This is a genomic window from Candidatus Protofrankia datiscae, from assembly GCF_000177615.2.
Classification (GTDB): Bacteria; Actinomycetota; Actinomycetes; order Frankiales; family Frankiaceae; genus Protofrankia; species Protofrankia coriariae.
In genome coordinates, this window is record NC_015656.1 from 4,244,364 (window position 1) to 4,270,631 (window position 26,268).

The following is a 26,268-nucleotide window of genomic DNA, read 5'->3' on the forward strand; positions in this document are numbered from 1 at the left end:
GGACAACCCGGCCCCGCCCGGTCAGCCGCAACGGAGGCTCAGCCGACGCCCGCATCGTCCACCTCCCCAACTTCCACCAGCACGTACCACTTCCAACAACATGATCAAAGAACATCCGTTCGATCGAACGTCTGGTCGAGTTTGTATCGCACGGCCCCGACGGAATCGTCGTGACACGCTCGAACAGACGTTTGAGATATCCGGCCGCGACGGTTACGGTCGTAGCGATCAGATTCAGGTCAGATCCAGGTCAGATCCAGGTCGTGGCCGCAGCTCCGGTTCACGGCAAAACGTCGGATATGCCGGGAGCGCAAGTCTGCCATGACCGACAACGAAGGAGTACGGCAGGGATGACCACCGACGACAACCGCACCCGCCGTGGCCGGCCCCCCCGCGGCTCCGTGCGCGACCTGCCGGACGGGCCGGCGGACGCCGCGGGACTGACCCCCCGCCAACGCAAGGTGCTTGAGGTGATCCGCGACGCTGTCGAGCGCCGAGGCTACCCGCCGAGCGTGCGGGAAATCGGCGATGCGGTGGGGCTCACGAGCACGTCCAGCGTCGCGCACCAGCTGAAGACGCTGGAGGAGAAGGGCTTCCTGCGCCGTGACCCGCACCGCCCCCGGGCCATGGAGGTCCTCTCCGCACAGGCACCGGTACGCCCCGTGGCACGCCAGGCCCCCGGCGTCGGTACACTCACGGCGGGTTCGTCGACGGACGGCCCCGCACAGGCGGCCTACGTGCCGGTCCTCGGCCGCATCGCCGCGGGTGGGCCGATCCTCGCCGAGCAGGCGGTCGAGGAGGTCTTCCCGCTCCCCCGCGAGATCGTGGGCGAGGGCACCTTGTTCACCCTGCGGGTCGTCGGGGACTCCATGGTCAACGCCGCGATCTGTGACGGCGACTGGGTGGTCGTCCGCCAACAGCCGGTCGCGGACAACGGCGAGATCGTCGCCGCGATGATCGACGGCGAGGCGACGGTCAAGACACTGCGCCGTCGTGACGGCCACGTCTGGCTCGAGCCGCAGAATCCGGCCTATGCTGACATTCCGGGTGACAGCGCGACGATCCTCGGCCGGATCGTCGCGGTCCTTCGCCGGGTCTGATCCTCCCGGGAGGGAGCATGGGCACAGGTGTCGACCGGCACCGCACCGGTCGGGTCGTGGCTGTCGTGGGGCCGACGGCGGCCGGCAAGAGCGACCTGGCGATCGCGCTGGCCACCGAGCTGAACGGTGAGATCGTCAACGCCGACTCCATGCAGCTCTACCGCGGGATGAACATCGGTACCGCCAAGGTGCCGCCGGCGGAACGCGGCGGTGTCCCCCACCACCTGCTCGATGTCTGGGACGTCACCCGCGCCGCCGACGTGGCGTCCTACCAGGCGCTGGCCCGACAGGTCGTCGACGGTCTGCTGGCCGCCGGCCGCACGCCGGTGCTCGTGGGCGGCTCCGGACTCTACGTCCGGGCCGTCCTCGACGACCTCGCCTTCCCCGGCACCGACCCGGCCGTGCGGGGGCGGCTGGAGCGGGAGCTGTCCGAGCGGGGCCCGGCCGCGCTGCACGCCGATCTCGCCGCGCGGGCACCAGCGGCAGCGGCGGCCATCCTGCCCGGCAACGGCCGCCGTATCGTGCGCGCGCTGGAGGTGGTGGAGCTCACCGGCAGCTTCACCGCCTCCCTGCCGGAACACCGCTCGGTCTACGACGTGGTCCAGATCGGCATCGACCATCCTCAACTCGACGCGAGGATCGCCGACCGGGTGGCCGGCATGTGGGCCGCCGGCATGATCGAGGAGGTCCACGCCCTCGTCAGCATGGGCCTGCGGGACGGCCCCACCGCCTCCCGGGCGCTGGGCTACGCCCAGGTTCTCGCCTGGCTCGACGGCGCGCTCGATTCGGCCGAGTCGGCCCGGCTCGCGACAATTGCCGCGACGCGCCGACTGGCACGTAGACAAAGGTCGTGGTTTCGGCGCGATCCTCGCATAATTTGGCTGGACCGTCCCGACGTCGAGCAGGTGGCGGGCATGGTCAACCCGGCCTGAACGTGCGGCGGATCCGTGGCCCGTTCTTCCCGTCGTCTGGAGACACCCGTCGTCTGGAGACATGTGTGACCGCGATCGAGTTGAACCTCGTCCCGGCCCTGTGTGCCGCGTTCGACGACGGGTCGTTACAACTGCACTACCAGCCCGAGGTCGACCTGCGCACCGGGTCGGTTCCCGGGATGGAGGCCTTCCTGCGCTGGCACCATCCCGACCGGGGGCTGATGAACCCGTCGCAGTTCATGCCGGCCGCCGCGGCCGCGGGCCTGTCCGACCAGGTCGGCCGCTGGGTGTTACGCACCGCCGTGGCCGAGGCCCGGACATGGCACGAAATGGCCGCGGGAACCGCGATCCGCCCACCCCGGCTGTGGGTCAACGTGACCGCCGACCAGCTGACCCGGCCCGGTTTCGCGATCGAGGTGGAACAGCTCATGCACGGGCGTGCGCTGCCACCGGGAGCGCTCGGGCTGGAGTTCACCGAGCAGACCCTCGGCCTCGCGCGGGTCGGGGTGCCCCGGCTGCTGGCCCGGCTGCGTTCGTTCGGACCAGCGATCGGCGTCGACGGTTTCGGCACCTGGTACGCGTCGCTGTCCACCCTCGATGTCCTGCCGCTGGACATGGTGAAGATCGACGGCTGCTTCCTTCATGCGATGCAGCGGGACCTGGAGGGCGAGGCGGTCCTGGCCTCGATCATCACGCTGGCCCACCGGCGGCAGATGGTCGTGACCGCCGAGGGCGTCGACAGCGTGGTCACGGCGTCCCGGCTGGCGGCGATGCACTGTGACCGGGGAGCCGGCCTCCTGTTCTGCCCGCCCGTCCCCACCGACGACGCCAGGATGATCGCCCTGGGCCGCGGCCGACCGAACCGGCGCCACGGGCGTTCCCGGCCGACCGGCGCCACCAGCGGCACGGGACGCGCCGGACGCGCCGCGCCCGACCGCGCCACGGCCACGGCCACGGCCACCGGCACAATCCCGAGACCGGCCCCGGCCGCCGTCATCTGACCGGGAACTGTCATCATCCGACCGAGAAAATTCGGTCGCGGCCCCGGAGCGGACGTGGGAGTCTGCGATAAAGGAGGCAGCGACATGACGTTTCCCGCCATCTTCGACGCCTCCGATGAGGACCTCGGCCTCGGCCTCGGCCTCGACCTCGCCGACCGTTTGGCGCTGCGCCGGGTACCAGGCCTGGCGACCGAGCTCGACGACGTCACCGAGGTCGAATACCGCCAGCTCCGGCTGGAACGGGTGGTTCTCATCGGAGTGTGGACCTCGGGCACGGCCGCCGAGGCGGAGACCTCCATGGCCGAGCTCGCCGCGCTGGCGGCCACGGCCGGCTCGGTCATCCTGGACGCGCTCATCCAGCGTCGGGACACTCCCGACTCGGCGACGTACGTCGGCTCCGGCAAGGCACGTGAGCTGCGCGACGTCGTCACCGCCACCGGCGCCGACACCGTCGTCTGCGACGGTGAGCTGACCCCCGGCCAGCTGCGCCAGCTGGAGGACGTCGTCAAGGTCAAGGTCATCGACCGGACCGCGCTGATCCTCGACATCTTCGCCCAGCACGCCACCTCCCGGGAGGGCAAGGCCCAGGTCGAGCTCGCGCAGCTGCAGTACATGCTGCCGCGGCTGCGTGGCTGGGGTGAGTCGATGTCCCGCGCCGGTGGTGGCATCGGCACTCGCGGTCCCGGTGAAACAAAGATCGAAACGGACCGGCGGCGGCTGCGCGCCCGCATGGCCAGGCTCCGCCGGGAGCTCGCCGGGATGAAGACGGTCCGGACGACCAAACGGTCGGCGCGGCAGCGCAGCGGCATCCCCGCGGTCGCGATCACCGGTTACACCAACGCCGGCAAGTCCTCGCTGCTCAACCGGCTGACCGGCGCCGGGGTGCTGGTCGAGGACGCCCTGTTCGCCACCCTGGACCCGGCCGTGCGGCGGGCCACGCTGCCCGACGGCAGGACGTTCACCCTCGCCGACACCGTCGGCTTCGTCCGCCACCTGCCGCACCAGATCGTGGAGGCGTTCCGCTCCACCCTGGAGGAGGTCGCCGACGCCAACCTGCTGCTGCACGTCGTCGACGGCTCGCATCCCGACCCGATGTCACAGATCTCCGCGGTCCGCACGGTGATCAACGACATCGGCGCCGGGGACGTCCCCGAACTGCTGGTCGTAAACAAGATCGACGCCGCCGACCCGGACGTGCTCGCCCGGGTGCGCCGCACCGTCCCCGACGCGATCCTTGTCTCGGCCCGCACCGGGGACGGGCTGACCGCTCTGGTGGAGGAGCTGACCGAGCGTGTCCCCCACCCCGACGTCGAGGTGTGTGTGCTGCTGCCGTTCACCCGCGGCGACCTGGTCTCACGGGTCTACGCCCGCGGGGAGGTCCTCGGCCTCGAGCACACGGCGACCGGCACGGTCCTGCGGGCCCGGGTACCGGCCGAACTCGCCTCCCAGCTCACCAGCTTCTTCCTCGAACCGGCCTGAGGCCGGCGGGCCTACGCGGCCCGCTGGCCCACGCCGTTACGCCAGAACTCGACCAGCAGCGCGGCGGTGACCTTCGGGTTCTCGACCGCCGGCGAGTGCGCCGCCCCGGCGATCACTTCGTAGCGGGCGCCCAGACGCACCGCCATCTCCGCCTGCAGACGCGGCGGCCAGGCGTCGTCGGCGGCCCCGTGGGCGACCAGTACGGGCACGGCGTCCTGACTGACGGCGTCAGCGAGCTCACCGACCCGGTCGGGTTCGCTCAGCAACTGCTCCCCCATCACCCGCAGACCGACGTCACTGCTGGCGAAGAACCGGCGCTCCAGGAACTCAAGGCCACCGGGCGGGTACACGGCGGTGTCCGCGGCCCGCATGGCGGCCCACACCGCGTCCCGGCCGCTACGCCTGTACAGGACCCGCATCGCCTGCAGCGCGATCCGCCGAGGGCCGACGATCCCGGCCGGGCCGGAGCTGAGCAGCACAAGGCTTGCCACACACGACGGCCGGGCGATGACCGCGGCCCGCGCGACCAGCCCCCCGAAGGAATGGCCGAGCAGGTGCACCGGGCGACCGATCTCTTCGGCCACCAGACTGACCTGCCCGGCAAGGGCGTCGACCGTGCAGTCCTGTTCCGGGTTGGCCGCGGGCGACTCGTACTGGCCGTGCTGGTCGACCGCGATCACGTCGAACCCGGCCCGCGCAAGACGCGGAATGATCGGCAGAAAGTCCTCCTTGCTCCCGGTGTAGCCGGGTAGCAGGACGACCGGTGGGTCGATGGACGATCCGGCCCGCAGGACCGCAAGGCTCGCGCAGGTCGAGCGCTGTACCCCGGACGGCAGTTCCGTCGACGTCGAGACCATTACCAAGGACTCCCCTGCTCCCACACGGCGACCACGTACCCCACACCGTAAGGGGCAGCGACATACTCAGCACGAGACATCCATGACCACGTGCGCGTGTCGCTCATGGTGATGTCCGGGTCGTGCGCTGTAGCGGTGAGGGTAGCATCGGCAAGCCGCGCGCCGGCGAGTACCTGCCACGACGCGCGGCCGGCCGCCATCAGCTCGCGGGAGAGGGCGGGGTCCAGGCTCAGCAGCGCGGCCGCGTCGCCGGTGGCGAGCGCCGCCGCCACCGCGGCGTCGTGACCGTCCGCGCGGCTGTCGAACCCGCCGGGCGCGCCGGCCGTCCGCCGCGCGCTGCCGTCGCCCATCACCAGCAGGGCGACCCGCCGCGCCGAGCCGGCGAGCTCGGCGCCGAGCCGGGCGGCGTCCGCCGCGCTGGTCGTCGCGCTCACGCCGAGGCCGGTGACCGCGCCCTCCCACAGGACCTGCCCGAGCAGCCAGGCCCCGACCGTCAGTGACAGCGGCAGAGTCGGGGCCGCCTCCGGCGTGGCGGATCCCAGCGTGACCAACAGCGGCACCCCGTAACCAGCCAGACTCCCGGACTCGCCAGCGGCGTACGGCCTGGTCCGTGGCGCATCACCGACGACGACGACCGCGTCCGGGCCGCCGGCCACCAGCCGGCGCACGGCCTGGATCGCCGGCTCACGCACCGCGACAGGCTCACCGGCGGCGAGCTCGGGGACGAGCAACGGTGGATGCGGACAGACAACCGCCGCTGTCAGCGTCACCGCCGCAGGGCAGGCATACCGAGAAGCGTGGGCGCGCCGGCAGCGGCCGCGGCGGCCGGCCGCTCCCGCTCGGCCTCCCACAGGTCACCGGCCCTGGTCCGCCGGTGAGCCAGCAGCGGGCCGTCCGCGACGAGATGATGGGGCGCGCCCCGCGTGACCGCCGTCCGCACCACGTCGCCGGGACGGATCAGGGCGGCCGACGGCGCGCCCAGATGGACCAGCCGGCCGTCCCGGGCGCGGCCGGAACGCCGCCCGGTGGCGGCGTCCTTGCGCCCCTCCCCCTCGACGACGAGGACTTCCACCGGCTGGCCGACGAGCGCGCGGTTGCCCACCCAGGAGATCTCGTCCTGGACAGCCACCAGCCGTTCGTAACGGTCCCGCACGGCAGCCGGGTCGACCTGGCCGTCCATGGCGGCGGCCGGGGTGCCCGCCCGCGCGGAGTACTGGAAGGTGAAGGCGCCGGCGAACCGCGCCTCGCGCACCACGCGCAGGGTGTCGGCGAAGTCGGCTTCCGTCTCGCCCGGAAAGCCCACGATGATGTCGGTGGTGATGGCGGCGTGCGGCATCACGGCCCGGACCCGCTCGAGGATTCCCAGGAAACGCTCCTGGCGGTAGGAGCGGCGCATCCGCCGCAGCACCGCATCCGACCCCGACTGCAGCGGCATGTGCAGCTGCGGGCAGACGTTCGGGGTCGCCGCCATCGCCTCGATCACGTCGTCGGTGAAGTCCCGCGGATGCGGCGAGGTGAACCGGACCCGTTCCAGCCCGTCGATCGTCCCGCAGGCATGCAGCAGTTTCGCGAACGCCCCGGGATCACCCAGCGACCGGCCGTAGGAGTTCACGTTCTGGCCGAGCAGGGTGATCTCGATGACGCCGTCGGCGACCAGCGCCTCGACCTCGGCCAGGACGCCGCCCGGACGCCGGTCTGCCTCCCTGCCCCGCAGGCTCGGCACGATGCAGAAGGTGCAGGTGTTGTCGCAGCCGACGCTGATGCTCACCCATGCCGAGTGGTGCGTCGACCGGCGGGAGGGCAGCGCGCTGGGGAAGACCTCCAGCGCCTCGACGATCTCGACCTCGGCCGCCGCGTTGTGCCGCGCGCGCTCGAGCAGCACGGGCAGCCGGTGCAGGTTGTGGGTGCCGAAGACGACGTCCACCCAGGGCGCCCGTTCGGTGATCGTCGCGCGGTCCTTCTGCGCGAGACAGCCGCCGACCGCGATCTGCATACCCGGATGGTGCTTCTTCGCCGGGTACATCTGACCAAGATTGCCGTAGAGCCGGTTGTCGGCGTTCTCGCGCACGGCGCAGGTGTTGAACACCACCACGTCCGGAGTGACATCCGTGGCCGCGGGCACGTAACCGGCGGCCTCCAGCATGCCGGCGATCCGCTCGGAGTCGTGGACGTTCATCTGACATCCGAATGTCCGGACCTGGTAACTGCGGGGACTCACGCAGCCAGCCTACGGCGCGGGCGCAACAGACACTTTCCACCGCCTCCAGCGGGCGGTCTCGACGGCTAACGGGCGGTCTCGACGGCGCGGGTCTCGCGAACCACCGTGACCCGGATCTGGCCCGGGTAGGTCAGCTCGTCCTCGATCTGTTTCGCGACGTCGCGGGCGAGCATGTGCGCGGCGATGTCGTCCACCTGATCCGGGACGACCATCACCCGGACCTCGCGGCCGGCCTGCATCGCGAAGACCTTCTCCACCCCCGGGCGTTCGCCGGCGATCTGCTCGATGCGCTCGAGCCGTTTGACGTAGGACTCCAGGCTCTCCCGGCGGGCACCCGGCCGGCCGCCGGAGATCTGGTCCGCGACCTGGGTGAGCACCGCCCCGATCGAACGCGGCTCGACCTCGTTGTGGTGCGCCTCGATGGCGTGGACGATCTCCTCGTCCTCGCCGTAGCGGCGGGCGATCTCGGCGCCGATGAGGGCGTGGCTGCCCTCCACCTCGTGGGTCAGCGCCTTGCCGAGGTCGTGGAGCAGGGTGCCCCGTTTGACCAGTGCCGGCGGCAGCCGCAGCTCGGCGGCCATGATCCCAGCCAGGTGCGCGGACTCGATCAGGTGCGCCAGGACGTTCTGGCCGTAGCTGGTCCGGTACCGCAGCCGCCCGAGGATGTGGATCAGCTCGGGGTGCATCTCCGCGACGCCGGTCTGCACGAGCGCGTCCTCGCCGGCGCGCACACAGCGTGCCTCGACCTCGCGCCTGGCCCGGTCGTGTTCCTCCTCGATGCGATGCGGATGAATGCGCCCGTCCCCGACCAGGGCCTCCAGGGTGATCTTGGCGATTTCGCGGCGTACCGGATCGAAGCAGCTGAGCAGCACCGCTTCGGGCGTGTCGTCGATGATGACGTTCACGCCGGTGACCGACTCGAACGACCGGATGTTGCGGCCCTCGCGGCCGATGATGCGGCCCTTCATCTCGTCGCTGGGCAGATGCAGGACGGAGACGACCGACTCCGTGGTCGTCTCCGAGGCGACCCGCTGGATGGCCAGCGTAACGATCTTTCTGGCCCGTTCCTCGCCCTGCTCCCGGGCCTGCGCCTCGATGTCGCGGACCAGCACGGCCGCGTCCCGCCGGGCGTCGGCCTCGACGACCTTGACAAGTTCGGCCCGCGCCTGGGCGGCGGTGAGCCGGGCAGCCTCCTCCAGCGTCCGGCGGCGTTCCTCCTCCAGGTCGACGACCTCCGCGCGCCGCCTGGCGAGTTCGGCCTCCCGGGCCGCGAGGTCGTGGTCCCTGGCCTCGATGTGGCCGGCCTGTTCGTCCACGACGGCGGCACGGGCCTCCAGCCGCTGTTCGCGCTGGGCGAGACGGGCGTCCCGCTCGCGCAGCTCCGCCCGCAGCGCCCGCACCTCCTCCTCGGCCTGCGTCCGGAAGGTCTCCGCCGACTTCCGGCCGGCCTCGCGCGCCTCCGCCTCGACGAGGGAGCCACGCAGCGTCGACTCCGCCTCGGCCCGTTCCCGCAGCGCTCGGGCGTTCTCCTCCGCGCGGCGGAGCAGCTCCGCGGCTTCCCGCTCCGCCTGCTCCCGCAGGCTGCTGGCCTGCCTGGCGAGCTCGGCGGCTTCGGCGGGCTTGCCCTCCGCCACCTCGGCATCAGCGCCGTCCTCGCCCCCGGCCCGGGGCTGGGACGCCGCCAGGCCATCTCCCGAGCGCAGGACGCGAAGAAGAAGCAGCGTAATTACCCCCAGGCCCATGAGCACGCAGCTGGCAAGCACGACGAGGAGAACGCTCATCGGTCCTCCTCCCTCGGCCGGGATTGGCCCGCGGTCAACGGGCCGAAACGGCGAGGGGGCCCACGAAACGGGCTGTTCCGGAACTTGCGGAATCCGTGCTGCTACCGACAAACGCCTGAGCACAAGCGGATGCGGCGGCGTCCGCAGACGTCGCGATCCGGGCCAGCCACCCTCGTGTGAAGTTGTTTCACGTTATCGGAACCGCGTCACCGCGGGAGCCCTCTCACCTTTGCTGAGAGTAGGTCTGCGGCTCGTGGACGGTCAAGAAAAGCTAGTCAAGCGAACCATCCACAACCTCCTCGGTGATCACCCGCACAACAAGATCGGACGGGTAGCCGCGACGGCCGAGCAATGCGGCCAGACGCCGGGTGCGCACCTGGGCCGGCAGCCCTGCCATCGCCGGCATACGACGTCGTACCAGCTCCCGCGCGGCGGCCTCCTCGTCGTGGGTGTCCAGGTCGTCCCGGTCGGCGAGCGCCGCGGCGATGACATCCGCGTCGACCCCCCGGCGACGCAGCTCATGGACGAGCCCGTGGCGACCCAGACCTCGGTTCGCCCGCGCGGAGGAGATCAACGCGGTGGCGAACGCCCTGTCGTCAACAAGACCCACCTCGGCCAGACGGGCCAGCACCGCCTGCGCGGTGTCGGGATCCACCCCGCGCCGCGCCAGGGTGGCAGCCAGTTCCGCATGGCTTCGCGGCCGGGCCTCAAGCTGACGCAGACAGATCTCCCGCGCTCTGGCGACCGGGTCCGCGGCCTCTTTCACAGGTCCGCGGCCTGTTTCACAGGTCGGCCGGCGGCGGGGACGCCGGATCCACGTCGAGCGTCGGCACCAGGCCGAGCTTTTCCTTGATTCGCTTTTCGATCTCGTCGGCGATGTCGGGATTGTCCCGCATGAAGGAGCGGGCGTTCTCCTTGCCCTGACCCAGTTGATCACCGTCGTAGGTGTACCAGGCCCCCGACTTGCGGATGATGCCCTGCTCGACCCCCATATCGATCAACGAGCCTTCCCTGCTGATGCCGCCCCCGTAGACGATGTCGAACTCCGCCGTGCGGAACGGGGGGGCCATCTTGTTCTTCACGACCTTCACTCGGGTACGGTTACCCACGGCATCCGTCCCGTCCTTCAGGGTCTCGATACGGCGAACATCCAGCCGCACGGACGCGTAGAACTTCAGCGCCTTGCCGCCCGTGGTCGTCTCGGGCGAACCGAACATGACACCGACCTTCTCGCGGAGCTGGTTGATGAAGATGGCGGTGGTCCCCGAATGCGACAGCGCGCCGGTGAGCTTGCGCAGCGCCTGGGACATCAGCCTGGCCTGCAGACCGACATGGCTGTCACCCATCTCACCTTCGATCTCGGCCCGGGGCACGAGGGCCGCCACCGAGTCGATGACGATGATGTCGATCGCCCCGGAGCGGATGAGCATGTCCGCGATCTCCAGCGCCTGTTCACCGGTGTCGGGCTGGGAGACCAGCAGCGCGTCGGTATTGACCCCGAGCTTGGCTGCGTAGTCGGGGTCGAGCGCGTGCTCGGCATCGATGAAGGCCGCGATCCCACCGGCTGCCTGGGCGTTCGCGACCGCGTGCAACGCAACGGTCGTTTTCCCGGACGACTCCGGGCCGTAGATCTCCACGACGCGCCCGCGTGGAAGCCCGCCGATGCCGAGCGCCACGTCCAGGGCGATGGAACCGGTCGGGATGACCTGGACCGGTGGGCGGGTGTCGTCACCGAGCCGCATCACCGAGCCCTTGCCGAACTGCTTGTCTATCTGAGCGAGGGCGTTCTCCAACGCCTTCTCGCGGTCGAGTCCTGCCATCGGGGTCACTCCAGGCTGAGGTCGTCGATTCTTGGCCACGATGGCGACGGTAGGGGGCGGGTCCGACAATTTCGAGCGCCGGGTCGCTCCTGTGGACAACTGGACGGTCGAAGCAGCCACGATCAACAGCCTTTCTCACCCGTCGGCTCACCCCACCGGGGCACCTTGTCACTCGGTATCCACAGTAGGCGAACAGGCGTTCGACAGCATCCTCGACACGCCGGATCGTCAGCGTTCGCGCGCGGGCAGGCCGAACTCCTCGCGCACCGCCCGCCAGACGTCCTTGGCGTCGTCACCGCGGGCGAGGGCCGCCTCGACCGTGACCCCGCCGAGACCGGCGACAACATGGTCGCGGGCAACCGACTCCGCGTACCCGGAGCCGAACTGCTTGTTCATCCGCGCCCAGAACTCGGTCAGTCGCACGGGTGCAAGTCTGCCCTTCCCGACAGGCGGACTCGCGACAGGCAGACTCGAAAGCATGCCCGCCCCGTCCCCCCTCACACTGTTCTCGGCCCCCACCCGGGCCTGGTTCGCCGGCGTGTTCACCGCGCCCACCCCCGCGCAGGCCGGCGCCTGGGAGGCGATCAGCCACGGGGACGACGTCCTGGTCGTCGCCCCGACCGGCTCGGGCAAGACGCTCGCGGCCTTCCTGTGGTCGCTGGACCGGATCGCCCGCGCCGGTCCCCCGGCCGACGCGTCCCGGCGCTGCCGGGTGCTCTACGTCAGCCCGCTCAAGGCCCTGGCCGTGGACGTCGAACGCAACCTGCGGGCCCCGCTGGCCGGGATCCGGGCCACCGCGGCGCGCCTGGGCCGGCCCGAGCCCGACGTGCGGGTGGGCATCCGCTCCGGCGACACCCCCGCCGCCGAGCGACGGACGTTCGGGCGGCTGCCCCCGGACGTGCTCATCACCACGCCCGAGTCGCTGTTCCTGATCCTGACCAGCCAGGCGCGCGAGGCGCTGCGCGGGGTGGAGACGGTCATCGTGGACGAGGTGCACGCCGTGGCCGGCACCAAGCGCGGCGCCCACCTCGCCCTGAGCCTGGAACGCCTCGACGCGCTGCTGGACACTCCCGCCCAGCGGGTGGGCCTGTCGGCGACGGCGCGCCCGACCGAGGAGGTCGCCCGCTTCCTCGGGGGCGCCCGCGCGGTCACGGTGGTCCGCCCACCCACGGGGAAGACCCTGCGGATCGACGTGGTCGTGCCGGTGCCGGACATGACCCAGCTCGCCGGCCCGACCCCGGCCGCGTCGATCTGGCCGGCCGTGGAGGAACGCATCCTCGACCTCGTCCTCGCGCACCGCTCGACCATCGTGTTCGCCAACTCCCGCCGGCTGGCCGAACGGCTGTGCGCCCGGCTGAACGAGGCGTACGCCCAGCGCATGCGGGACCCGTCCCTCGAGGTGGCCCGGGCGCATCACGGCAGCGTCAGCCGACAGCAGCGGGCGCTCATCGAGGACGATCTCAAAGCCGGCCGACTGCCCGCGGTCGTGGCCACCTCCAGCCTGGAACTCGGCATCGACATGGGCGCCGTCGACCTCGTCGTCCAGGTCGAGTCGCCACCGAGCGTGGCCGCCGGCATGCAACGGGTGGGACGCGCCGGGCACCGGGTCGGGGCCGCCAGCCGAGGGGTGATCATGCCCAAGCACCGCGGCGACCTGCTGTCGTGCGCCGTCGTCGCCGAACGGATGCGCGACGGCGGGATCGAACAGCTGCGGTATCCGCGCAACCCGCTGGACGTGCTCGCCCAGCAGATCGTGGCGATGGTCGCGATGGATCCCTGGCCGGTCGACGACATCGCCGCGCTGGTCCGCCGGGCGGCCTCGTTCGCGACGCTGCCGCCGCCCGCCCTGGAGGCGGTCCTGGACATGCTCGCGGGCCGCTACCCCAGCGACGACTTCGCCGAGCTACGTCCCCGCCTGGTCTGGGACCGGGTCACCGGCACCCTCACCGCCCGGCCCGGCAGCGGGCGGCTGGCGGTCACCAGCGGCGGCACCATCCCCGACCGCGGCCTGTTCGGGGTCTTCCTGGTGGGTGAGAAGGCCAGCCGGGTCGGCGAACTGGACGAGGAGATGGTCTACGAGTCCCGGGTCGGCGACGTCGTCCTGCTCGGGTCGTCGAGCTGGCGGATCGAGGAGATCACCCCCGACCGGGTGCTGGTGGCCCCGGCGCCGGGCCGGCCGGGCAAGCTGCCGTTCTGGCACGGTGACACGCTCGGGCGTCCCGCGGAACTCGGCCGCGAGATCGGCGCCTTCACCCGTGAGCTGGCCCGCCTCGACAGCGGGCAGGCGCGCGAGCGCCTGCGGGCAGCCGGGTTCGACGGGTGGGCCACCGACAACCTGCTCACCTACCTCGCCGACCAGCGGGCGGCCACCGGCCATCTGCCGGACGACCGGACGATCGTCGTCGAGCGCTTCCGGGACGAGCTCGGCGACTGGCGGCTGGCGGTCCACTCGCCCGTCGGCGCCCCGGTGACCGCGCCGTGGGCGCTGGCTATCGCCGCCCGGCTGCGCGACCGTTACGGCGTCGAGGTGCAGATCATGCACTCCGACGACGGTGTCGTCGCGCGGATCCCGGACGCCGACCTCGCCCCCACCGCCGACGTGGTCGTGTTCGACCCCGACGAGATCGACGCGCTCGTGCGGGCCGAGGTCGGTACCAGCGCGCTGTTCGCGAGCCGGTTCCGGGAGTGCGCGGGCCGGTCGCTGCTGCTGCCGCGGCGCACCCCCGGCCGCCGGACGCCGCTGTGGCAGCAACGGCAGCGCAGCGCCCACCTGCTGGCGGTGGCGGCCCGCTTCGACGACTTCCCCGTGGTGCTGGAGACCATGCGGGAGTGTCTGCAGGACGTCTTCGACGTTCCCGCCCTGACCGGGCTGATGCGTCAGGTCGCGGCCCGCACGCTGCGCGTCGTCGAGGTGGAGACCGCGGCGCCCTCGCCGTTCGCCCGCTCGATGCTGTTCGGCTACGTCGCGGCGTTCATGTACGACGGGGACACCCCGCTGGCCGAACGCCGGGCCCAACTGCTCGCGCTGGACAGCTCCCTGCTCACCCAGCTGCTCGGCCAGGCCGACCTGCGGGAGCTGATCGACGCGGCCGTGCTCGCCCAGGTGGAGGCCGAACTGCAGCGCCTGGCACCCGACCGGCGGGCGCGTGACGTCGAGGACGTCGCCGACCTGCTGCGCCTGGTCGGCGACCTCAGCACACCGGAGGCGCTGGCCCGCGGCGCAACCCCGGCCCACCTCGCCGAGCTCGCCGACACCCACCGCGCGCTGCGGGTACGCATCGCCGGCGAGGAACGCTGGGTGGCCGTCGAGGACGCCGGCCGGCTGCGCGACGCCCTCGGCATCCCGGTGCCGGTCGGGGTACCCACGGCCTTCACCGAAACGGTCCGCGACCCGCTCGGTGACCTGCTCGCCCGCTACGCGCGCACGCACGGCCCGTTCGACGCCGAGGCGGTCGCCGACCGCTTCGGGCTGGGGGTGGCGGTGGTGACCGCCGGCCTGGAGCGGATGCTCGCCACCGGCCGGCTCGTCCGCGGCGAACTGCGCCCGGGCGGCACCGGCGAGCAGTGGTGTGACGACACGGTGTTACGGATACTGCGCCGGCGCAGCCTCGCCGCCTCCCGCCGCGACGTCGAGCCCGTCCCGGTGACGGCCCTTGCCCGTTTCCTGCCCGCCTGGCAGGGGCTGTCACGCGGCCGGGACGGCAGCCACGGCGTCGACGCGGTGGTGCGGGCCGTTGAGCAGCTGCAGGGCGCGCTGATGCCGGCCAGCGCCTGGGAGCAACTCGTCCTGCCCGCCCGGGTGGCGGACTACCAGCCGGGGATGCTCGACGAGCTGTGCGTGTCCGGTGAGGTGCTGTGGGCCGGTGCGGGCGGGCTGCCCGGCAACGACGGCTGGCTGACCCTGGTCCTCGCCGACAGCGCTCCCCTGCTGCTGCCACCGCCCGTCCCGGACGCGGCGAGCACCCCCCTGCACGCCGCCGTGCTCGAGGCCCTCGACGCGGGGGCCGCCCTGTTCTTCCGGTCCCTCTCCGACCGGGTCGGCAGCCTCGACGACACCGCGCTCGCGGCCGCACTGTGGGATCTGGTGTGGGCGGGCCTGGTCACCAACGACAGCCTCGCCCCGCTGCGGACCTCGCTGGCCGCCCGCCGCGGCAGCCATCCGACCGCTCGGCGCAGCCCCCGGCTGCGCCCGGTGCGCTACTCCCGTCCGAGCATGTCCCGTCCGAGCATGCCGTCGCGGACCGGCCCGCCGACGGTGGCCGGCCGCTGGTCACTGCTGCCCGCACGGGATGCCGACCCGACGCTGCACGCCCACGCGCAGGCCGAGATGCTGCTCGACCGGTACGGGATCGTCACCCGCGGCACGGTCACGGCCGAGGGGATCCCGGGCGGTTTCGCCGGGGTGTACCGCGCCCTGTCCGCCTTCGAGGACAACGGACAGTGCAGACGTGGATACTTCGTGGAATCCCTCGGCGCGGCCCAGTTCGCCGTCCCCGGTGCGGTCGACCGGCTGCGGGCGATGCCGGCGACGTCCGGCGCACTCGTGCTCGCCGCGACCGACCCGGCGAACCCCTACGGCGCCGCCCTGCCCTGGCCGGCGGCCCAGCCGGCCAACGCCCCTGGCTCCCCCGGCGGGGGGCACCGGCCGGGACGCACACCGGGTGCGCTCGTCGTGCTCGTCGACGGCGAACTGGTGCTCTACGTCGAACGCGGCGGCCGGACGTTACTGACCTGGACCGACGACCCCGAACGGGTGCAGCCGGCGGTCGACACCCTCGCGCTCGCCGTGCGGGACGGCTGGCTGGGACAGCTGTCCGTGGAGAGGGCCGACGGCCAGGCCGTGCTCACCAGCGAACTGCGCACCAGCGAACTCGGCCAGGCCCTGGAACGCGCCGGCTTCCATCCTACACCGCGCGGCCTGCGGCTACGGGCCTGAACCATCCCGCATGAGTTCGCGCAGGCCGTCGGCGAAGCCGCGCAGGGCCGCGGTCCCGCGTTCGAGCTCACCGTCGCGCCCCGCCACCGCCCCCGCCGGCAACAGCGCCGACGGTGTCGAGGCGAGCAGGTCACTGGCCGCGGCCAGCATCTCGTCGAGGGCGTCCGCCTCGGTCGTCATCGAACTCACCAGGCCCTTGATCGTAGTAGTGATCTCCGCTCGACGGCCTGGGTCGACGACCGTACGCGCCGCCGACTCACAGGCCAGCACCCGGGCGGCCTGGCCGCGCAGACCATCGACCACCTGGGCGGCCGACGCCATCGCCGCGCGGACCGCCTCGGCGGCGGCCCCGGGCGGCAACGACCGCAGCATGGCGGCGAGCGCGACCACCGCCGCCTCGCCGCGGTGCAGGGGCTCCGCGGCGGCCGAGCCCCGTAGCCGCAGCCGCGAGGGCAGCGGCGCCGTCGGCAGCGGCAGAGCCGCCGGCAGCGCCGGAGCCGCCCGCGCCTGACGCCAGGACAGACCGGCCCGCACGAGCGCGCCGACGCCCACGACCAGCCAGCCCCACGTCCCGTCGAGCACCGCGACCGCCGGGGTGAGGACCGCGACCCCGGACCACGCCCGCGCGGATGCGGCCGCGCGGCGGCGCTGCCTGGCCTGGGCGCGGATCAGCCGCTGCTCGCCGCGCAGCAGGTTCCGGCGTTCGATATCGGCACGCAGCCACTCCGGCAGGCGGCTGCTCGGCCCCGTCCCGCGTGCCGGCAGCATCGTCAGGCGTCCGGCCGATCAGCCTGTCCCTTGTCCAGGGACAGCGTGCCGTCGGATCCGCCCGCCGCCGGCCCGGCCGACAGGGCCGTGCGGATCTCGGCGAGACGGTTGGACGCCTTCGCGTCCAACGACGCCCGACGAATCTCCAGCATCCGCGACTCCACCCCCTGCGAGGACAGTTCGTGCCGTCCCAGGGCGATCGCGTAGCGCTGCTCGACCTTGTCCCGGACCTGCCCCAGCGTCGGGGTGTCGCCTGGCGGGGTGAGCCGGGACATGCCGTCGAGCGCCTTGCCCATCTGCTCCTGCATGGCGGCGTGCTCGATCTGGGTCAGCAGCCGAGCCCGTTCGGCGAGCTGCCCCTCCAGCCGCAGCGTGTTGTCCTCCACCGCGCGGCGGGCCTGCTCGGCGGAGAGCGCGGCCTGCTGGTGCAGGGCCTTGAGGTCGTCAAGGGAGCTCTCCGCGGCGACGAGCTGGCTGGCGAACGCCTGCGCGGTCTGCTCGTAGCGGGCTGCCGCGTCCTCCTCGCCCTTCGCGCTGGCCGCGTCCGCGAGCAGGATGGCCTGGCGTGCGGAGGCGGTCAGGCTCTCGACATCCTCGATCTGGCGCGCCATCCGCATCTCCAGCTGCCGCTGGTTGCCGACGACCGCGGCAGCCTGTTGCACGAGCGCCTGGTGCTGCCGCTGCGCCTCGGTGATCGCCTGGTCGATCTGGACGCGCGGATCCGCCTTCTCGTCCAGCTTCCGGTTCGCCGACGCGGACAGATAGCGGTAGAACTTGCGGACGACGTTCGCCATACCCCGATCGTCGCACGTCAAGCCGGACATCGGTGCCCCCCGGCCCACTAAAACGGACGTCGGCTAGACGGCACCACCGCCGCCGTCAGTCGGCTCAGGCGGCGCGGTCGACCACGGCGGTGGTCGCGCCGCCGCGGGACTGCATGGCGGGAGGCTGCATGGCGGCCATCGGCGGCATCCCCGCCATCGGGGCGCCCACCCGGGCCGGGCCGCCGGCCGCGAGCTCGGCGAGCTCCAGGTCGTCGCTCACCTCACGCAGCAGGTCGGCGAGCCGGACGCCGAGCGCGTCGCAGATCGACGCGAGCAGCTCGGAGCTGGCCTCCTTCTGTCCCCGCTCGATCTCGGAGAGGTATCCGAGCGAGACTCTCGCGTTGGAGGACACCTCACGCAGGGTCCGGTGCTGATCCTGGCGGCGGCGGCGCAATGCCTCGCCGAGCATGCGTCGGAGCAGGACCATCGTGCCTCCTCCTTCGTCCTCGGGCTGGGCCTTACCGTATACCTGCTGTCCACCGTGATGGCTGGCCGTTGATACGACTGTAACCATGTAAGCAACACGCGTCCGGCGGTTCATCCCAGTCAACAAGTATGAACAGTCAGGGTACGCCGAAGAGCGTCCAACGCCTGGACGACCGCATAGATACGGTTCGTACGACGGTCGCCAGGGAGGCGCAGGGACCTCGTCAGCGTGCCGAAGGCACCAACCATACCGATGTGCAGGGTCCCGACCGGCTTGCCCTCCTGCTCGTCGGGACCGGCCACCCCGGTCACCGCCAGCCCGTTGCTCGCCCCCAGCAGGTCCCGTACGCCCGCGGCCATCGCCGCCGCCGTCTCCGGGGACACCGCGCCGGACGTCGCCAGCACCTCCGGGTCGACCCCGAGCACGTCCCGCTTGGCCTCGGTGGCATAGGAGACCACCCCGCCGCGCAGCACCGCGCTGGCACCGGCGACGTCGGTGAGCCGGCCGGCGAGCAGCCCACCGGTCATCGACTCGGCGACGGCGAGCGTCTCACCGCGCTCGGCGAGCAGCCGCAGGACGGTCCCCTCCAGCGAATCGTCGTCGACGCCGTAGAGCGCGATCCCGAGCGCGTCGCGGGCCGCCTTCTCCACCGGCTCGATGAGCCGGTGGGCCTCGGCCCGGTCGGTGGCGCGGGCGCTGATCCTCACCCGGGTCTGCCCGCCGCTGGCGAGAAAAGCGATCATCGGGTTCCCGACCGGGGCAAGCCGCTCGACCTCCCCCGCCAGCGCCTGGGCCACCACCGACTCCCAGATCCCGGCGGTGCGCAGGACCCGGTGCACCACGACCGCCGGCTCCCCCGCCCGGCGCAGCAGATCCGGCAGGACCGACCCGGTGAACATCGCGTACATCTCGTTGGGGACGCCAGGCAGCGCGTACACCACACCGCCGCTGCCGCTGCCCTCACCGGCTATCTCCAGGCGGATACCGGGCGCGGTGCCGACCTCGTTCGGCAGCGGTTCGGCGCCCTCGGGAAGATCCGCCTGCCGGTAGTTCATCTCCGGCGTCCCCCGGCCCGTACCGCCCGGCGCGTCCCGCCGCAGCGCCTGGAACCAGCGGCGTAAGGACGCCTCCAGGAAGGGATCCCGGCGCATGGCCACGCCGGCCGCCAGGGCGATCCCCTCCCGGGTCAGATCGTCCTGGGTCGGCCCGAGCCCGCCGGTGAGGATGACCGCGTCCGCGCGGCCCAGCGCCGCCCGGATCCCGGCCGCGATCGTTTCGACGTTGTCGCCCACCACCGTCGACATCGTCAGCCGCGCACCCACGTCGGCAAGCTGCCGCCCGAGCCACGCCGCGTTGCCGTTGACGATGTCCCCGAACAGCAGCTCGTCACCCACTGCCAGCAGTTCAGCCCGCATCGCTCTCCTCGGAGATCGCGGGGACCGGCCGCGTCGCCTGCCGTCGCAGGGCCACCGCCCGTCCCACATAGTCAAGACCGGTGACCACCGCCACCAGCACCCCGGCGGCGAGAACGACCGCCCGCGCGGAGGCGGCGGTCCCTTCCAGCGGGAGCACGTAGAGACCGATCGCGCAGTTGAGCAGCAGGGTCTTCAGCTTGCCCCCGCGGCTGGGTGCCATCACCCCGTAGCGGATCATCCGTAACCGCAGCAGGGTGACCCCGACCTCCCGGACCGCGACGACCACCGTCACCAGCCACGGTAGGTCATCGAGCAGCGACAGGGACAGCAGCGCGGCGCCGGTGAGAGCCTTGTCCGCGATCGGATCGAGGATGATCCCGAAATCCGTGACGATCCCGCGGCTGCGGGCGACATATCCGTCGACCTGGTCGGTGACCGCCGCGAGCGCGTAGACGGCGAACGCCGCCACCCGCCAGTCGGAACCGTCCTGCCCATCGGCGAACATGAACACCACGAACACCGGGACGAGCGCGACCCGCCCGACGGTGAGCGCGTTGGCAAGATTCAGCCGGCTGACGGCGGCCCCGCTCATACCACAGGGTCGACTGTCACAGGGTCGACGATGTCGAGGAGCTCGGCGACCAGGTCCACCCCTTCGGACGCGACCACCTTCGCACTCACCAGATCGCCCACCCGCACCCGCGCGGCCTCGGCCGCCGGCAGGCGGACCGTGCACGCTCCGTCGACCTCGGGCTGCTGGTGCGCGGCCCGTCCATGTGCCAGCCCACCGGCGACCTCCTCCACCAGGACCTCTACGACCGAGGAGAGCCGCTGCTGCGCGCGGGCGGCGGTCAACTGCTCGACCAGGTCGGTCACGCGCGCCTGGCGCCGGCGTACCGTGGCCGGCGTGACCTTGCCGGGCAGGGTGGCCGCCTCGGTCCCGTCCTCGTCGGAGTATCCGAAGACCCCGACGGCGTCGAGGTCGGCGTCGGTGAGGAAGCGCTCCAGCAGCGCGACGTCCGCCCGGGTCTCGCCCGGGAAGCCGACGATCACGTTCGAGCGGGCGCCGAGGTCCGGGGCCAGCGCGCGGGCCCGCGCCAGCAGATCGAGGAAGGCGTCCGCGCCACCGAAACGGCGCATCCGCCGCAGCACCGACGGACTGGCGTGCTGGAACGACAGATCGAGGTAGGGGGCGACTCCCGGAGTCGTCAGCACCGTCTCCAGCAGGGACGGGCGTACCTCGGCGGGCTGCAGGTACACCGCTCTGACCCGGACCACACCGGCGATCGCGGCCAGTTGGGGCAGCAGTTTCTCCAGCGCCCGCAGGTCCCCGAGGTCCTTGCCGTAGGAGGTCGAGTTCTCGCTGACCAGGACGAGTTCCCGCACGCCCTGGCCGGCGAGCCACTCGGCCTCGGCGAGGACGTCCTGCGGTGGCCGGGAGACGTGCGCCCCGCGGAACGTGGGGATCGCGCAGAACGCGCAGCGCCGGTCACAACCACTGGAAATCTTCAACGACGCGACAGGTCCCCCGAGCAGGCGTTGGCGCAGGACCGGCGGGCCGGAGGCGGGCCCGGCCCGCTCCGTCCGCTCCGCCTGGCGGTCGACCGGTGTGATCGGCAGCAGGGTCCGCCGGTCACGCGGAGTGTGCGCCGCGGGTTTCTCGCCACGCAGCACCGCGTCCAGATGGCTGCCGAGCGTCGGGTAGGCGTCGAAACCGAGGACTGCGTCGGCCTCCGGCAGGCTGTCGGCGAGCTGTCGCCCATACCGCTCGGCCAGGCAGCCGACCGCGACCACGGCCTTCGGGCCCCCGGCGTCCGTGGCGGCGTCGCGCAGATCGGCGGCGGCGAGCAGTGTGTCGATCGAGTCCTTCTTGGCGACGTCGACGAAACCGCAGGTGTTGACCACCACGGCGTCGGCGGTGACCGGATCGTCGACCACGGCCCAGCCGTCCCCCCCGAGCCGCGCCGCGAGCTCCTCGGAGTCCACGTCGTTGCGGGCACAGCCCAGTGTGATCAGCGCGACACGGCGAACGGGACGATCGGGCACGACGTCAGGCTACCGGGATGCCGGGTTACCAATGGCACAGTCTCCCGACACACCCAGACCCACACGTACGGTGAGGACCTGGCCGGGGCTGCCCCCCAGTCCCAGATCCCGCCCGTTGCAGGAGACCGCCACCGATCCAGCGTTGCCGATTTTGATCTCCATGGAACGGGCCGCCTTCACCAGCCGGCTGTCGCCGGGCTGCAGGAGCTGCTGCAACAGGACCCGCTGTGCCTCGTCCCGCATCTCCAGCCAGCTCGGCTCGTCCCGTACCGCCACCTCGACGTTCACCCCGCTCGGCGCGGGCGTCGCGGACCGCACGGGTGCGGCGGACGCGCCGGCTCCCGGCGTCGCCGGCGGGACCGTGGCGGCCGCCCGAACATCGGTTGGGTCGCGCAGTGCACCGCCGGAGTCGTCCGGGACGAAGACGGCGAGAGCGGCCAGGACACAGACCGCTACCAGCGCAACGATCACCGCGGGTGCCCAGGGGAACCCCCGACGGGCTACCGCCCCGTGCGAGATCAACGGATCGGCCGGCCGCGACGGGAGCGGCTGCGGCCCGGTCGGCCGGCCGTGCCGCCGGTCGAACTCGGAGATCAGCGGCGCGGGATCGATCCCCAGGGTGCGGGCGATGCTGCGGATGTGGCCACGCGCATACACCGAACCACCACAGCTGGTGAAATCGTCAACCTCTATCTGCTCGATCAGCGCGGCGCGCACACGGGTCCGCTCGCTGATGTCCGAGATCGACAGGCCCTGTCTGACGCGGGCGGTCGCGAGCGCCGCACCCACTCCCTCCGGAGGCGGGCTGCCTGCGGACACCGTCGGGTCAGTGGACTGCATAGGCCACCCTCCGCCCGGTCGGATCGGCAGTACTGGCGAGTCTACGGTGGTTGGCCAGTCGCCGAAAGCACACTCCGATGATCGCCATGGACGTCACTAGTAGACTGTCGCCGCTAATGTGTGGGGTATAGGTGGCGGAGTTTGGTGCGGGCGTCATCGGTGGTGAAGTGCCAGTTGACTTGGCGCTGGTTGGCGTTGACGGCTGTCTGCCAGGCGTCGAGTTCGGTGTTCAGGACGTCGAGGGTGTCGATGCGGCGGTCGAGGCATTGGCGGGTCAGGGCGGCGAGTTCGATTTCGGCGATGTTGAGCCAGGAGCCGTGTTTGGGGGTGTGGTGGATCTCGAGTCGTTGCGCGAGTGCGAACGCGACGGCCGGGTCGAAGGCCTCGTAGAGCGAGGAGATGTCGTGGGTGTTGAGGTTGTCCATGACCAGCACGACCCGTTCGGCGTCGGGGTAGTCGAGGGTGAGCAGGCGCCTGACGTGGTGTGCCCAGTCGATCCTGGTGCGCCGTGGGGTGGCCTGGACGCGGCGCCAGCCGGCGAGTGGCTCGACCCAGCAGAAGATCGAGCAGGTTCCGTGGCGCACGTACTCGGAGTCCTCGCGCCGGTCACGCCCTGGCGTGGCGGGGATCGGGTCGCGGGCGTGGGCCAACAGCTGGTAGGGCTTCTCGTCCATGCACACCACGGGCACGCCCGGGTTGTGGGGCCGGGCGTAGACCGCCAGAACGTCTTCCATCCGCGCGGCGAACTGCGCGTTCGCCCTCGGTGGGATGGTCCAGCACTTCCTCAGATGAGGACGCAACCTCGTTTTTTTAAGACCCGGCCGATGGTGGAATGGTCCAGGTCCGGGATGTCGGCGACCAGCGCGACGTGCTTTTCCAACAGCCGCAGCGACCAGCGTGCATAACCAGCCGGTGGCTGCGAGCATGCCAGCGCGATCAGTCTGGCCTCAACCTCGCCGGTCACCGGGGAAGGCACCGGGGGAAGCTCCCGTGCCTTCCGACCGATCGTGGCCCCCACATCCCCACCGGTCTCGGTGAACCGCTTCGCGACCAGCCGCAGCGTCTCACCCGAGACCCCGACCCGGACCACGAGTTCTTCTTGGGAGGCAACCGGGCCGACCGAGGTGTCCAACGCGAGCAGGACCCGCGCCCGCCGGATCATCGACGCCGGATGAACCCCCGTCGAGGTCACCCGAACCAACTCGTCACGATCAGCCTCGGTCAAGGTGACCGGCCACTTCTTCTGCGAACCCACGACACAGTCCTGACCGGCAGAGGGACGGGGAGACCTGCCAGACCCAACCCTCTCACCCAGACACAAGACACACCAGAACTAAGCAGCGACAGTCTACTCGTCATTGCGTAGAGTTACCAGGAGTCCTTCGAGTTCGTCCGGCATGACCAGCACGTCCCGGGCCTTCGACCCCTCGCTGGGACCGACGATGCCACGGCTTTCCATCAGGTCCATCAGACGGCCGGCCTTGGCGAACCCGACCCGCAACTTGCGCTGAAGCATCGAGGTCGACCCGAACTGGGTCGACACCACCAGCTCAACCGCCTGCACGAACAACTGCAGATCGTCCCCGATCTCCTCGTCGATCTCCTTCCTGGACTCTGCGCCACTCTCGAACACATCCACCCGAAACGCCGGCGCCGCCTGCTCCCTGGTATGAGCGACGATCGCGGCGATCTCCTCCTCGGAAACGAACGCCCCCTGGATCCGCGCCGGCTTCCCCGCCCCCATCGGCAAGAACAACGCATCCCCGAGCCCGACGAGCTTCTCCGCCCCCGCCTGATCCAGAATCACCCGGCTGTCCGCCAACGACGACGTCGCGAACGCCAGCCGCGACGGCACATTCGCCTTGATCAAACCAGTCACCACGTCCACCGACGGCCGCTGCGTGGCCAACACCAGATGAATCCCCACCGCCCGCGCCATCGCCGTGATCCGCGAGATCGAGTCCTCGACATCCCGCGGCGCCACCATCATCAGGTCCGCCAGCTCGTCCACGATCGTCAGGATGTACGGATACGGCGCATACACCCGCTCCGAACCCGGCGGCGCCACGATCTGACCGGCCCGCACCTTGCGGTTGAAGTCGTCGACGTGCCGCACCCCGCACGCGGCCAGATCCTCGTAACGGTTCTCCATCTCCTTGACCACCCACTCCAACGCGTCCGCGGCCTTCTTCGGACTCGTGATGATCGGCGTGATCAGATGGGGAATCCCCTGATAGTTCGTCAACTCCACCCGCTTGGGATCCACCAGCACCAGCCGCACCTGATCCGGGGTGGCCCGCGCCAACACACTCGTGATCAACGTGTTGATACAGGTCGACTTCCCTGCCCCGGTCGCCCCGGCGATCAGGATGTGCGGCATCTTCGCGAGGTTCGCCACCACATAGCCGCCCTCGATGTCCTTACCCAGACCAACCAGCAGCGGATGCGGGTTCCCGGTCGCCTCCTCACTGCGCAACACGTCCCCGAGCGAAACCAACTCCCGATCGGTGTTCGGGATCTCGATCCCCACCGCGCTCTTCCCCGGGATCGGACTGATGATCCGCACATCCGGGCTCTTCACCGCGTACGCGATGTTCTTGGTGAGCTGGATGATCCGCTCGACCTTCACCGCCGCACCCAACTCGATCTCGTACCGGGTCACCGTCGGCCCCCGAGTGAAACCCGTCACCCTGGCATCCACCCGGAACTGCGCGAAGACATCCGTCAACGAACCGATCACCGCATCCGTCGCAGCCGACCGCACCTTCGGCGGCGTACCCTGCTGCAACAACGTCGGCGACGGCAGAACATAGCCACTTCCCGCCATACCGCTCAGGCCGGGAGCGACGAAGTGCTCCACCTCGGACGGATCGGGCAGACGCATCTGTGCCGGCTCGGACGACGGCTCGGGCCCTGGTCCGCGTCCCCGCGTCTTCGGGGCCCGCCGTCCGCCGGCCCGGGGCGCCGGCGCCGGTTCGTCCGCCACCGGCGGCCCGGTATCCCCGGTCGCGTCGATGTCGAACACGTCCGGATCCGGCAGTGGCTGGGAGGCAGGGATGCCGAGCAGGTCCTCCACCAGTGACCCGCGGAACCGATCCTGCGCCGGGCTGCCGGTGGCCGGCTCGTTTCGGCGACCCCGGTCCCGATCCCGACTCCGATCCCGATCCCGGCGACCTCCACGGTCCTCCCCGCGCTGGTAACCGGCCATGACCCTGTCCCGCAGCTCGCGCAGTCGGTCGGGGATCGTGTGAATCGGGGTCTTGGTGATCACGAGTATGCCGAACACGCTCACCAGAACCAGCAGAGGCACCGCCAGGTACGCGGTGACAGCGCTGGACAGCGGCGAACTGACCAGGAACCCGGCCAGCCCCCCCGCCCGCTCGATCGCGGCGGTACCGGCGCCGAAATCAGGCACCCCGTGCGCGACGTGCACCAGCCCCAGCGCACCCGCCGCGAAAGCGGTCCAGCCGATCAGCACCCGGCCGCGGCTGTCCGGATCGCTCGGGCTGCGGATCAGCCGCCAGGTCGCGCCGAGGCCGAACAGCGGAAGCGCCACCGCGCCCGCGCCGACCAGGAAGTGCAACAGGCCTGCGACAACACGGCCCACCGGCCCACCGGCATGAAACCAGACCGCAGCCAGGGTGAGCGCGGTCGCGCCAAGCGTGGCAAGCCCCGCGCCGTCCCGCCGGTGCGCCTCGTCGATACGCAGGTCACGGGCGCCCCGACCGATCCGGCGGCCCATCCCGCCCAACAGCGCGGCCGCGGCCTGCCAGGCCCGGACCACCAGCCGGATCGCGGCTTGGGCGGCAACCACGGTGAAGGGA

General features: G+C 71.6%; 22 protein-coding genes. 5 read left to right on the forward strand and 17 right to left on the reverse strand.

Going from position 1 to position 26,268, the window contains the following annotated elements:
• The first annotated feature begins 350 nt into the window (after positions 1-350).
• The 4 genes from lexA to hflX all read left to right on the forward strand — a co-directional run bounded on the left by lexA (position 351) and on the right by hflX (position 4,512).
• The gene (gene lexA, locus FSYMDG_RS17755) at positions 351-1,100 is read left to right on the forward strand and encodes a transcriptional repressor LexA (RefSeq protein ID WP_013874763.1); all 750 of its coding nucleotides are present in this window, start codon (positions 351-353) and stop codon (positions 1,098-1,100) included.
• Between the two features lie 17 nt (positions 1,101-1,117).
• Positions 1,118-2,032 (forward strand): tRNA (adenosine(37)-N6)-dimethylallyltransferase MiaA, encoded by a 915-nt coding sequence (gene miaA, locus FSYMDG_RS17760; RefSeq protein ID WP_013874764.1) that lies wholly within the window; start codon positions 1,118-1,120, stop codon positions 2,030-2,032.
• 65 nt (positions 2,033-2,097) lie between these two features.
• Positions 2,098-3,033, forward strand: coding sequence for an EAL domain-containing protein (locus FSYMDG_RS17765; protein ID WP_013874765.1), 936 nt, complete (start codon positions 2,098-2,100; stop codon positions 3,031-3,033).
• A gap of 84 nt (positions 3,034-3,117) precedes the next feature.
• Positions 3,118-4,512, forward strand: coding sequence for a GTPase HflX (hflX, locus tag FSYMDG_RS17770; RefSeq protein ID WP_013874766.1), 1,395 nt, complete (start codon positions 3,118-3,120; stop codon positions 4,510-4,512).
• Between the two features lie 11 nt (positions 4,513-4,523).
• On the opposite strand, the gene FSYMDG_RS17775 is transcribed toward hflX, so the two are convergent.
• From FSYMDG_RS17775 to FSYMDG_RS17805, 7 genes are all read right to left on the reverse strand, one after another.
• Complete coding sequence (locus FSYMDG_RS17775) at positions 4,524-5,369, reverse strand: alpha/beta fold hydrolase (protein WP_013874767.1); 846 nt, start codon at positions 5,367-5,369, stop codon at positions 4,524-4,526.
• Positions 5,369-6,139 (reverse strand): hypothetical protein, encoded by a 771-nt coding sequence (locus tag FSYMDG_RS17780; RefSeq protein ID WP_013874768.1) that lies wholly within the window; start codon positions 6,137-6,139, stop codon positions 5,369-5,371. Before FSYMDG_RS17780 ends, FSYMDG_RS17775 begins: the two co-directional genes overlap by 1 nt.
• A complete protein-coding gene (gene miaB, locus FSYMDG_RS17785) occupies positions 6,136-7,587 on the reverse strand; it encodes a tRNA (N6-isopentenyl adenosine(37)-C2)-methylthiotransferase MiaB (RefSeq protein WP_043603947.1) in 1,452 nt (483 codons plus the stop codon). Before miaB ends, FSYMDG_RS17780 begins: the two co-directional genes overlap by 4 nt.
• A 65-nt stretch (positions 7,588-7,652) precedes the next feature.
• Complete coding sequence (gene rny / locus FSYMDG_RS17790) at positions 7,653-9,368, reverse strand: ribonuclease Y (RefSeq protein WP_013874770.1); 1,716 nt, start codon at positions 9,366-9,368, stop codon at positions 7,653-7,655.
• Between the two features lie 271 nt (positions 9,369-9,639).
• Positions 9,640-10,134: a regulatory protein RecX gene (locus tag FSYMDG_RS17795; RefSeq protein ID WP_013874771.1), complete on the reverse strand. Its 495-nt coding sequence runs from the start codon at positions 10,132-10,134 to the stop codon at positions 9,640-9,642.
• Between the two features lie 16 nt (positions 10,135-10,150).
• Positions 10,151-11,188, reverse strand: a complete 1,038-nt coding sequence (gene recA, locus FSYMDG_RS17800) for a recombinase RecA (protein ID WP_013874772.1) — start codon at positions 11,186-11,188, stop codon at positions 10,151-10,153.
• A gap of 228 nt (positions 11,189-11,416) precedes the next feature.
• Positions 11,417-11,611 (reverse strand): DUF3046 domain-containing protein, encoded by a 195-nt coding sequence (locus tag FSYMDG_RS17805; protein WP_043603949.1) that lies wholly within the window; start codon positions 11,609-11,611, stop codon positions 11,417-11,419.
• 55 nt (positions 11,612-11,666) lie between these two features.
• On the opposite strand from FSYMDG_RS17805, the gene FSYMDG_RS17810 reads away from it, so the two are divergent.
• Entirely contained in the window at positions 11,667-16,124 is a 4,458-nt protein-coding gene (locus FSYMDG_RS17810; RefSeq protein WP_013874774.1) for an Lhr family helicase, read from the forward strand.
• On the opposite strand, the gene pspM is transcribed toward FSYMDG_RS17810, so the two are convergent.
• The 10 genes from pspM to FSYMDG_RS17860 form a co-directional block, all read right to left on the reverse strand.
• Positions 16,113-16,892: a phage shock envelope stress response protein PspM gene (gene pspM, locus FSYMDG_RS17815; RefSeq protein WP_013874775.1), complete on the reverse strand. Its 780-nt coding sequence runs from the start codon at positions 16,890-16,892 to the stop codon at positions 16,113-16,115. The genes FSYMDG_RS17810 and pspM overlap by 12 nt on opposite strands.
• 2 nt (positions 16,893-16,894) lie before the next feature.
• Positions 16,895-17,686 (reverse strand): PspA/IM30 family protein, encoded by a 792-nt coding sequence (locus FSYMDG_RS17820; protein WP_083828343.1) that lies wholly within the window; start codon positions 17,684-17,686, stop codon positions 16,895-16,897.
• A gap of 94 nt (positions 17,687-17,780) precedes the next feature.
• Positions 17,781-18,143 carry a helix-turn-helix domain-containing protein gene (locus FSYMDG_RS17825; protein WP_013874777.1) on the reverse strand — a complete coding sequence of 121 codons (363 nt, stop codon included), beginning with the start codon at positions 18,141-18,143 and terminating at the stop codon, positions 17,781-17,783.
• Between the two features lie 119 nt (positions 18,144-18,262).
• Entirely contained in the window at positions 18,263-19,558 is a 1,296-nt protein-coding gene (locus FSYMDG_RS17830; protein ID WP_013874778.1) for a competence/damage-inducible protein A, read from the reverse strand.
• On the reverse strand, positions 19,548-20,150 hold the full coding sequence (locus FSYMDG_RS17835) for a CDP-alcohol phosphatidyltransferase family protein (protein WP_013874779.1): 603 nt from the start codon (positions 20,148-20,150) through the stop codon (positions 19,548-19,550). Before FSYMDG_RS17835 ends, FSYMDG_RS17830 begins: the two co-directional genes overlap by 11 nt.
• The gene (locus FSYMDG_RS17840; protein WP_013874780.1) at positions 20,147-21,604 is read right to left on the reverse strand and encodes a MiaB/RimO family radical SAM methylthiotransferase; all 1,458 of its coding nucleotides are present in this window, start codon (positions 21,602-21,604) and stop codon (positions 20,147-20,149) included. The genes FSYMDG_RS17835 and FSYMDG_RS17840 overlap by 4 nt, the downstream gene beginning before the upstream one ends.
• A 9-nt stretch (positions 21,605-21,613) precedes the next feature.
• Positions 21,614-22,444, reverse strand: a complete 831-nt coding sequence (locus FSYMDG_RS17845) for a helix-turn-helix domain-containing protein (protein ID WP_013874781.1) — start codon at positions 22,442-22,444, stop codon at positions 21,614-21,616.
• A gap of 113 nt (positions 22,445-22,557) precedes the next feature.
• Positions 22,558-23,244 (reverse strand): IS630 family transposase, encoded by a 687-nt coding sequence (locus tag FSYMDG_RS28775; protein ID WP_237702726.1) that lies wholly within the window; start codon positions 23,242-23,244, stop codon positions 22,558-22,560.
• Positions 23,229-23,699, reverse strand: coding sequence for a helix-turn-helix domain-containing protein (locus tag FSYMDG_RS28780; RefSeq protein ID WP_043602714.1), 471 nt, complete (start codon positions 23,697-23,699; stop codon positions 23,229-23,231). The genes FSYMDG_RS28775 and FSYMDG_RS28780 overlap by 16 nt, the downstream gene beginning before the upstream one ends.
• A 93-nt stretch (positions 23,700-23,792) precedes the next feature.
• Positions 23,793-26,258, reverse strand: coding sequence for an FtsK/SpoIIIE family DNA translocase (locus FSYMDG_RS17860; RefSeq protein WP_013874782.1), 2,466 nt, complete (start codon positions 26,256-26,258; stop codon positions 23,793-23,795).
• Positions 26,259-26,268: the final 10 nt, after the last annotated feature.

Coding starts and splice junctions, on each gene's coding strand:
- lexA (WP_013874763.1), top strand. CDS start 351: ATGACCACCGACGACAACCGCACCCGCCGTGGCCGGCCCCCCCGCGGC.
- miaA (WP_013874764.1), top strand. CDS start 1,118: ATGGGCACAGGTGTCGACCGGCACCGCACCGGTCGGGTCGTGGCTGTC.
- hflX (WP_013874766.1), top strand. CDS start 3,118: ATGACGTTTCCCGCCATCTTCGACGCCTCCGATGAGGACCTCGGCCTC.
- FSYMDG_RS17775 (WP_013874767.1), bottom strand. CDS start 5,369: ATGGTCTCGACGTCGACGGAACTGCCGTCCGGGGTACAGCGCTCGACC.
- rny (WP_013874770.1), bottom strand. CDS start 9,368: ATGAGCGTTCTCCTCGTCGTGCTTGCCAGCTGCGTGCTCATGGGCCTG.
- recA (WP_013874772.1), bottom strand. CDS start 11,188: ATGGCAGGACTCGACCGCGAGAAGGCGTTGGAGAACGCCCTCGCTCAG.
- FSYMDG_RS17810 (WP_013874774.1), top strand. CDS start 11,667: ATGCCCGCCCCGTCCCCCCTCACACTGTTCTCGGCCCCCACCCGGGCC.
- pspM (WP_013874775.1), bottom strand. CDS start 16,892: ATGCTGCCGGCACGCGGGACGGGGCCGAGCAGCCGCCTGCCGGAGTGG.
- FSYMDG_RS17820 (WP_083828343.1), bottom strand. CDS start 17,686: ATGGCGAACGTCGTCCGCAAGTTCTACCGCTATCTGTCCGCGTCGGCG.
- FSYMDG_RS17825 (WP_013874777.1), bottom strand. CDS start 18,143: ATGGTCCTGCTCCGACGCATGCTCGGCGAGGCATTGCGCCGCCGCCGC.
- FSYMDG_RS17830 (WP_013874778.1), bottom strand. CDS start 19,558: ATGCGGGCTGAACTGCTGGCAGTGGGTGACGAGCTGCTGTTCGGGGAC.
- FSYMDG_RS17835 (WP_013874779.1), bottom strand. CDS start 20,150: ATGAGCGGGGCCGCCGTCAGCCGGCTGAATCTTGCCAACGCGCTCACC.
- FSYMDG_RS17845 (WP_013874781.1), bottom strand. CDS start 22,444: ATGCAGTCCACTGACCCGACGGTGTCCGCAGGCAGCCCGCCTCCGGAG.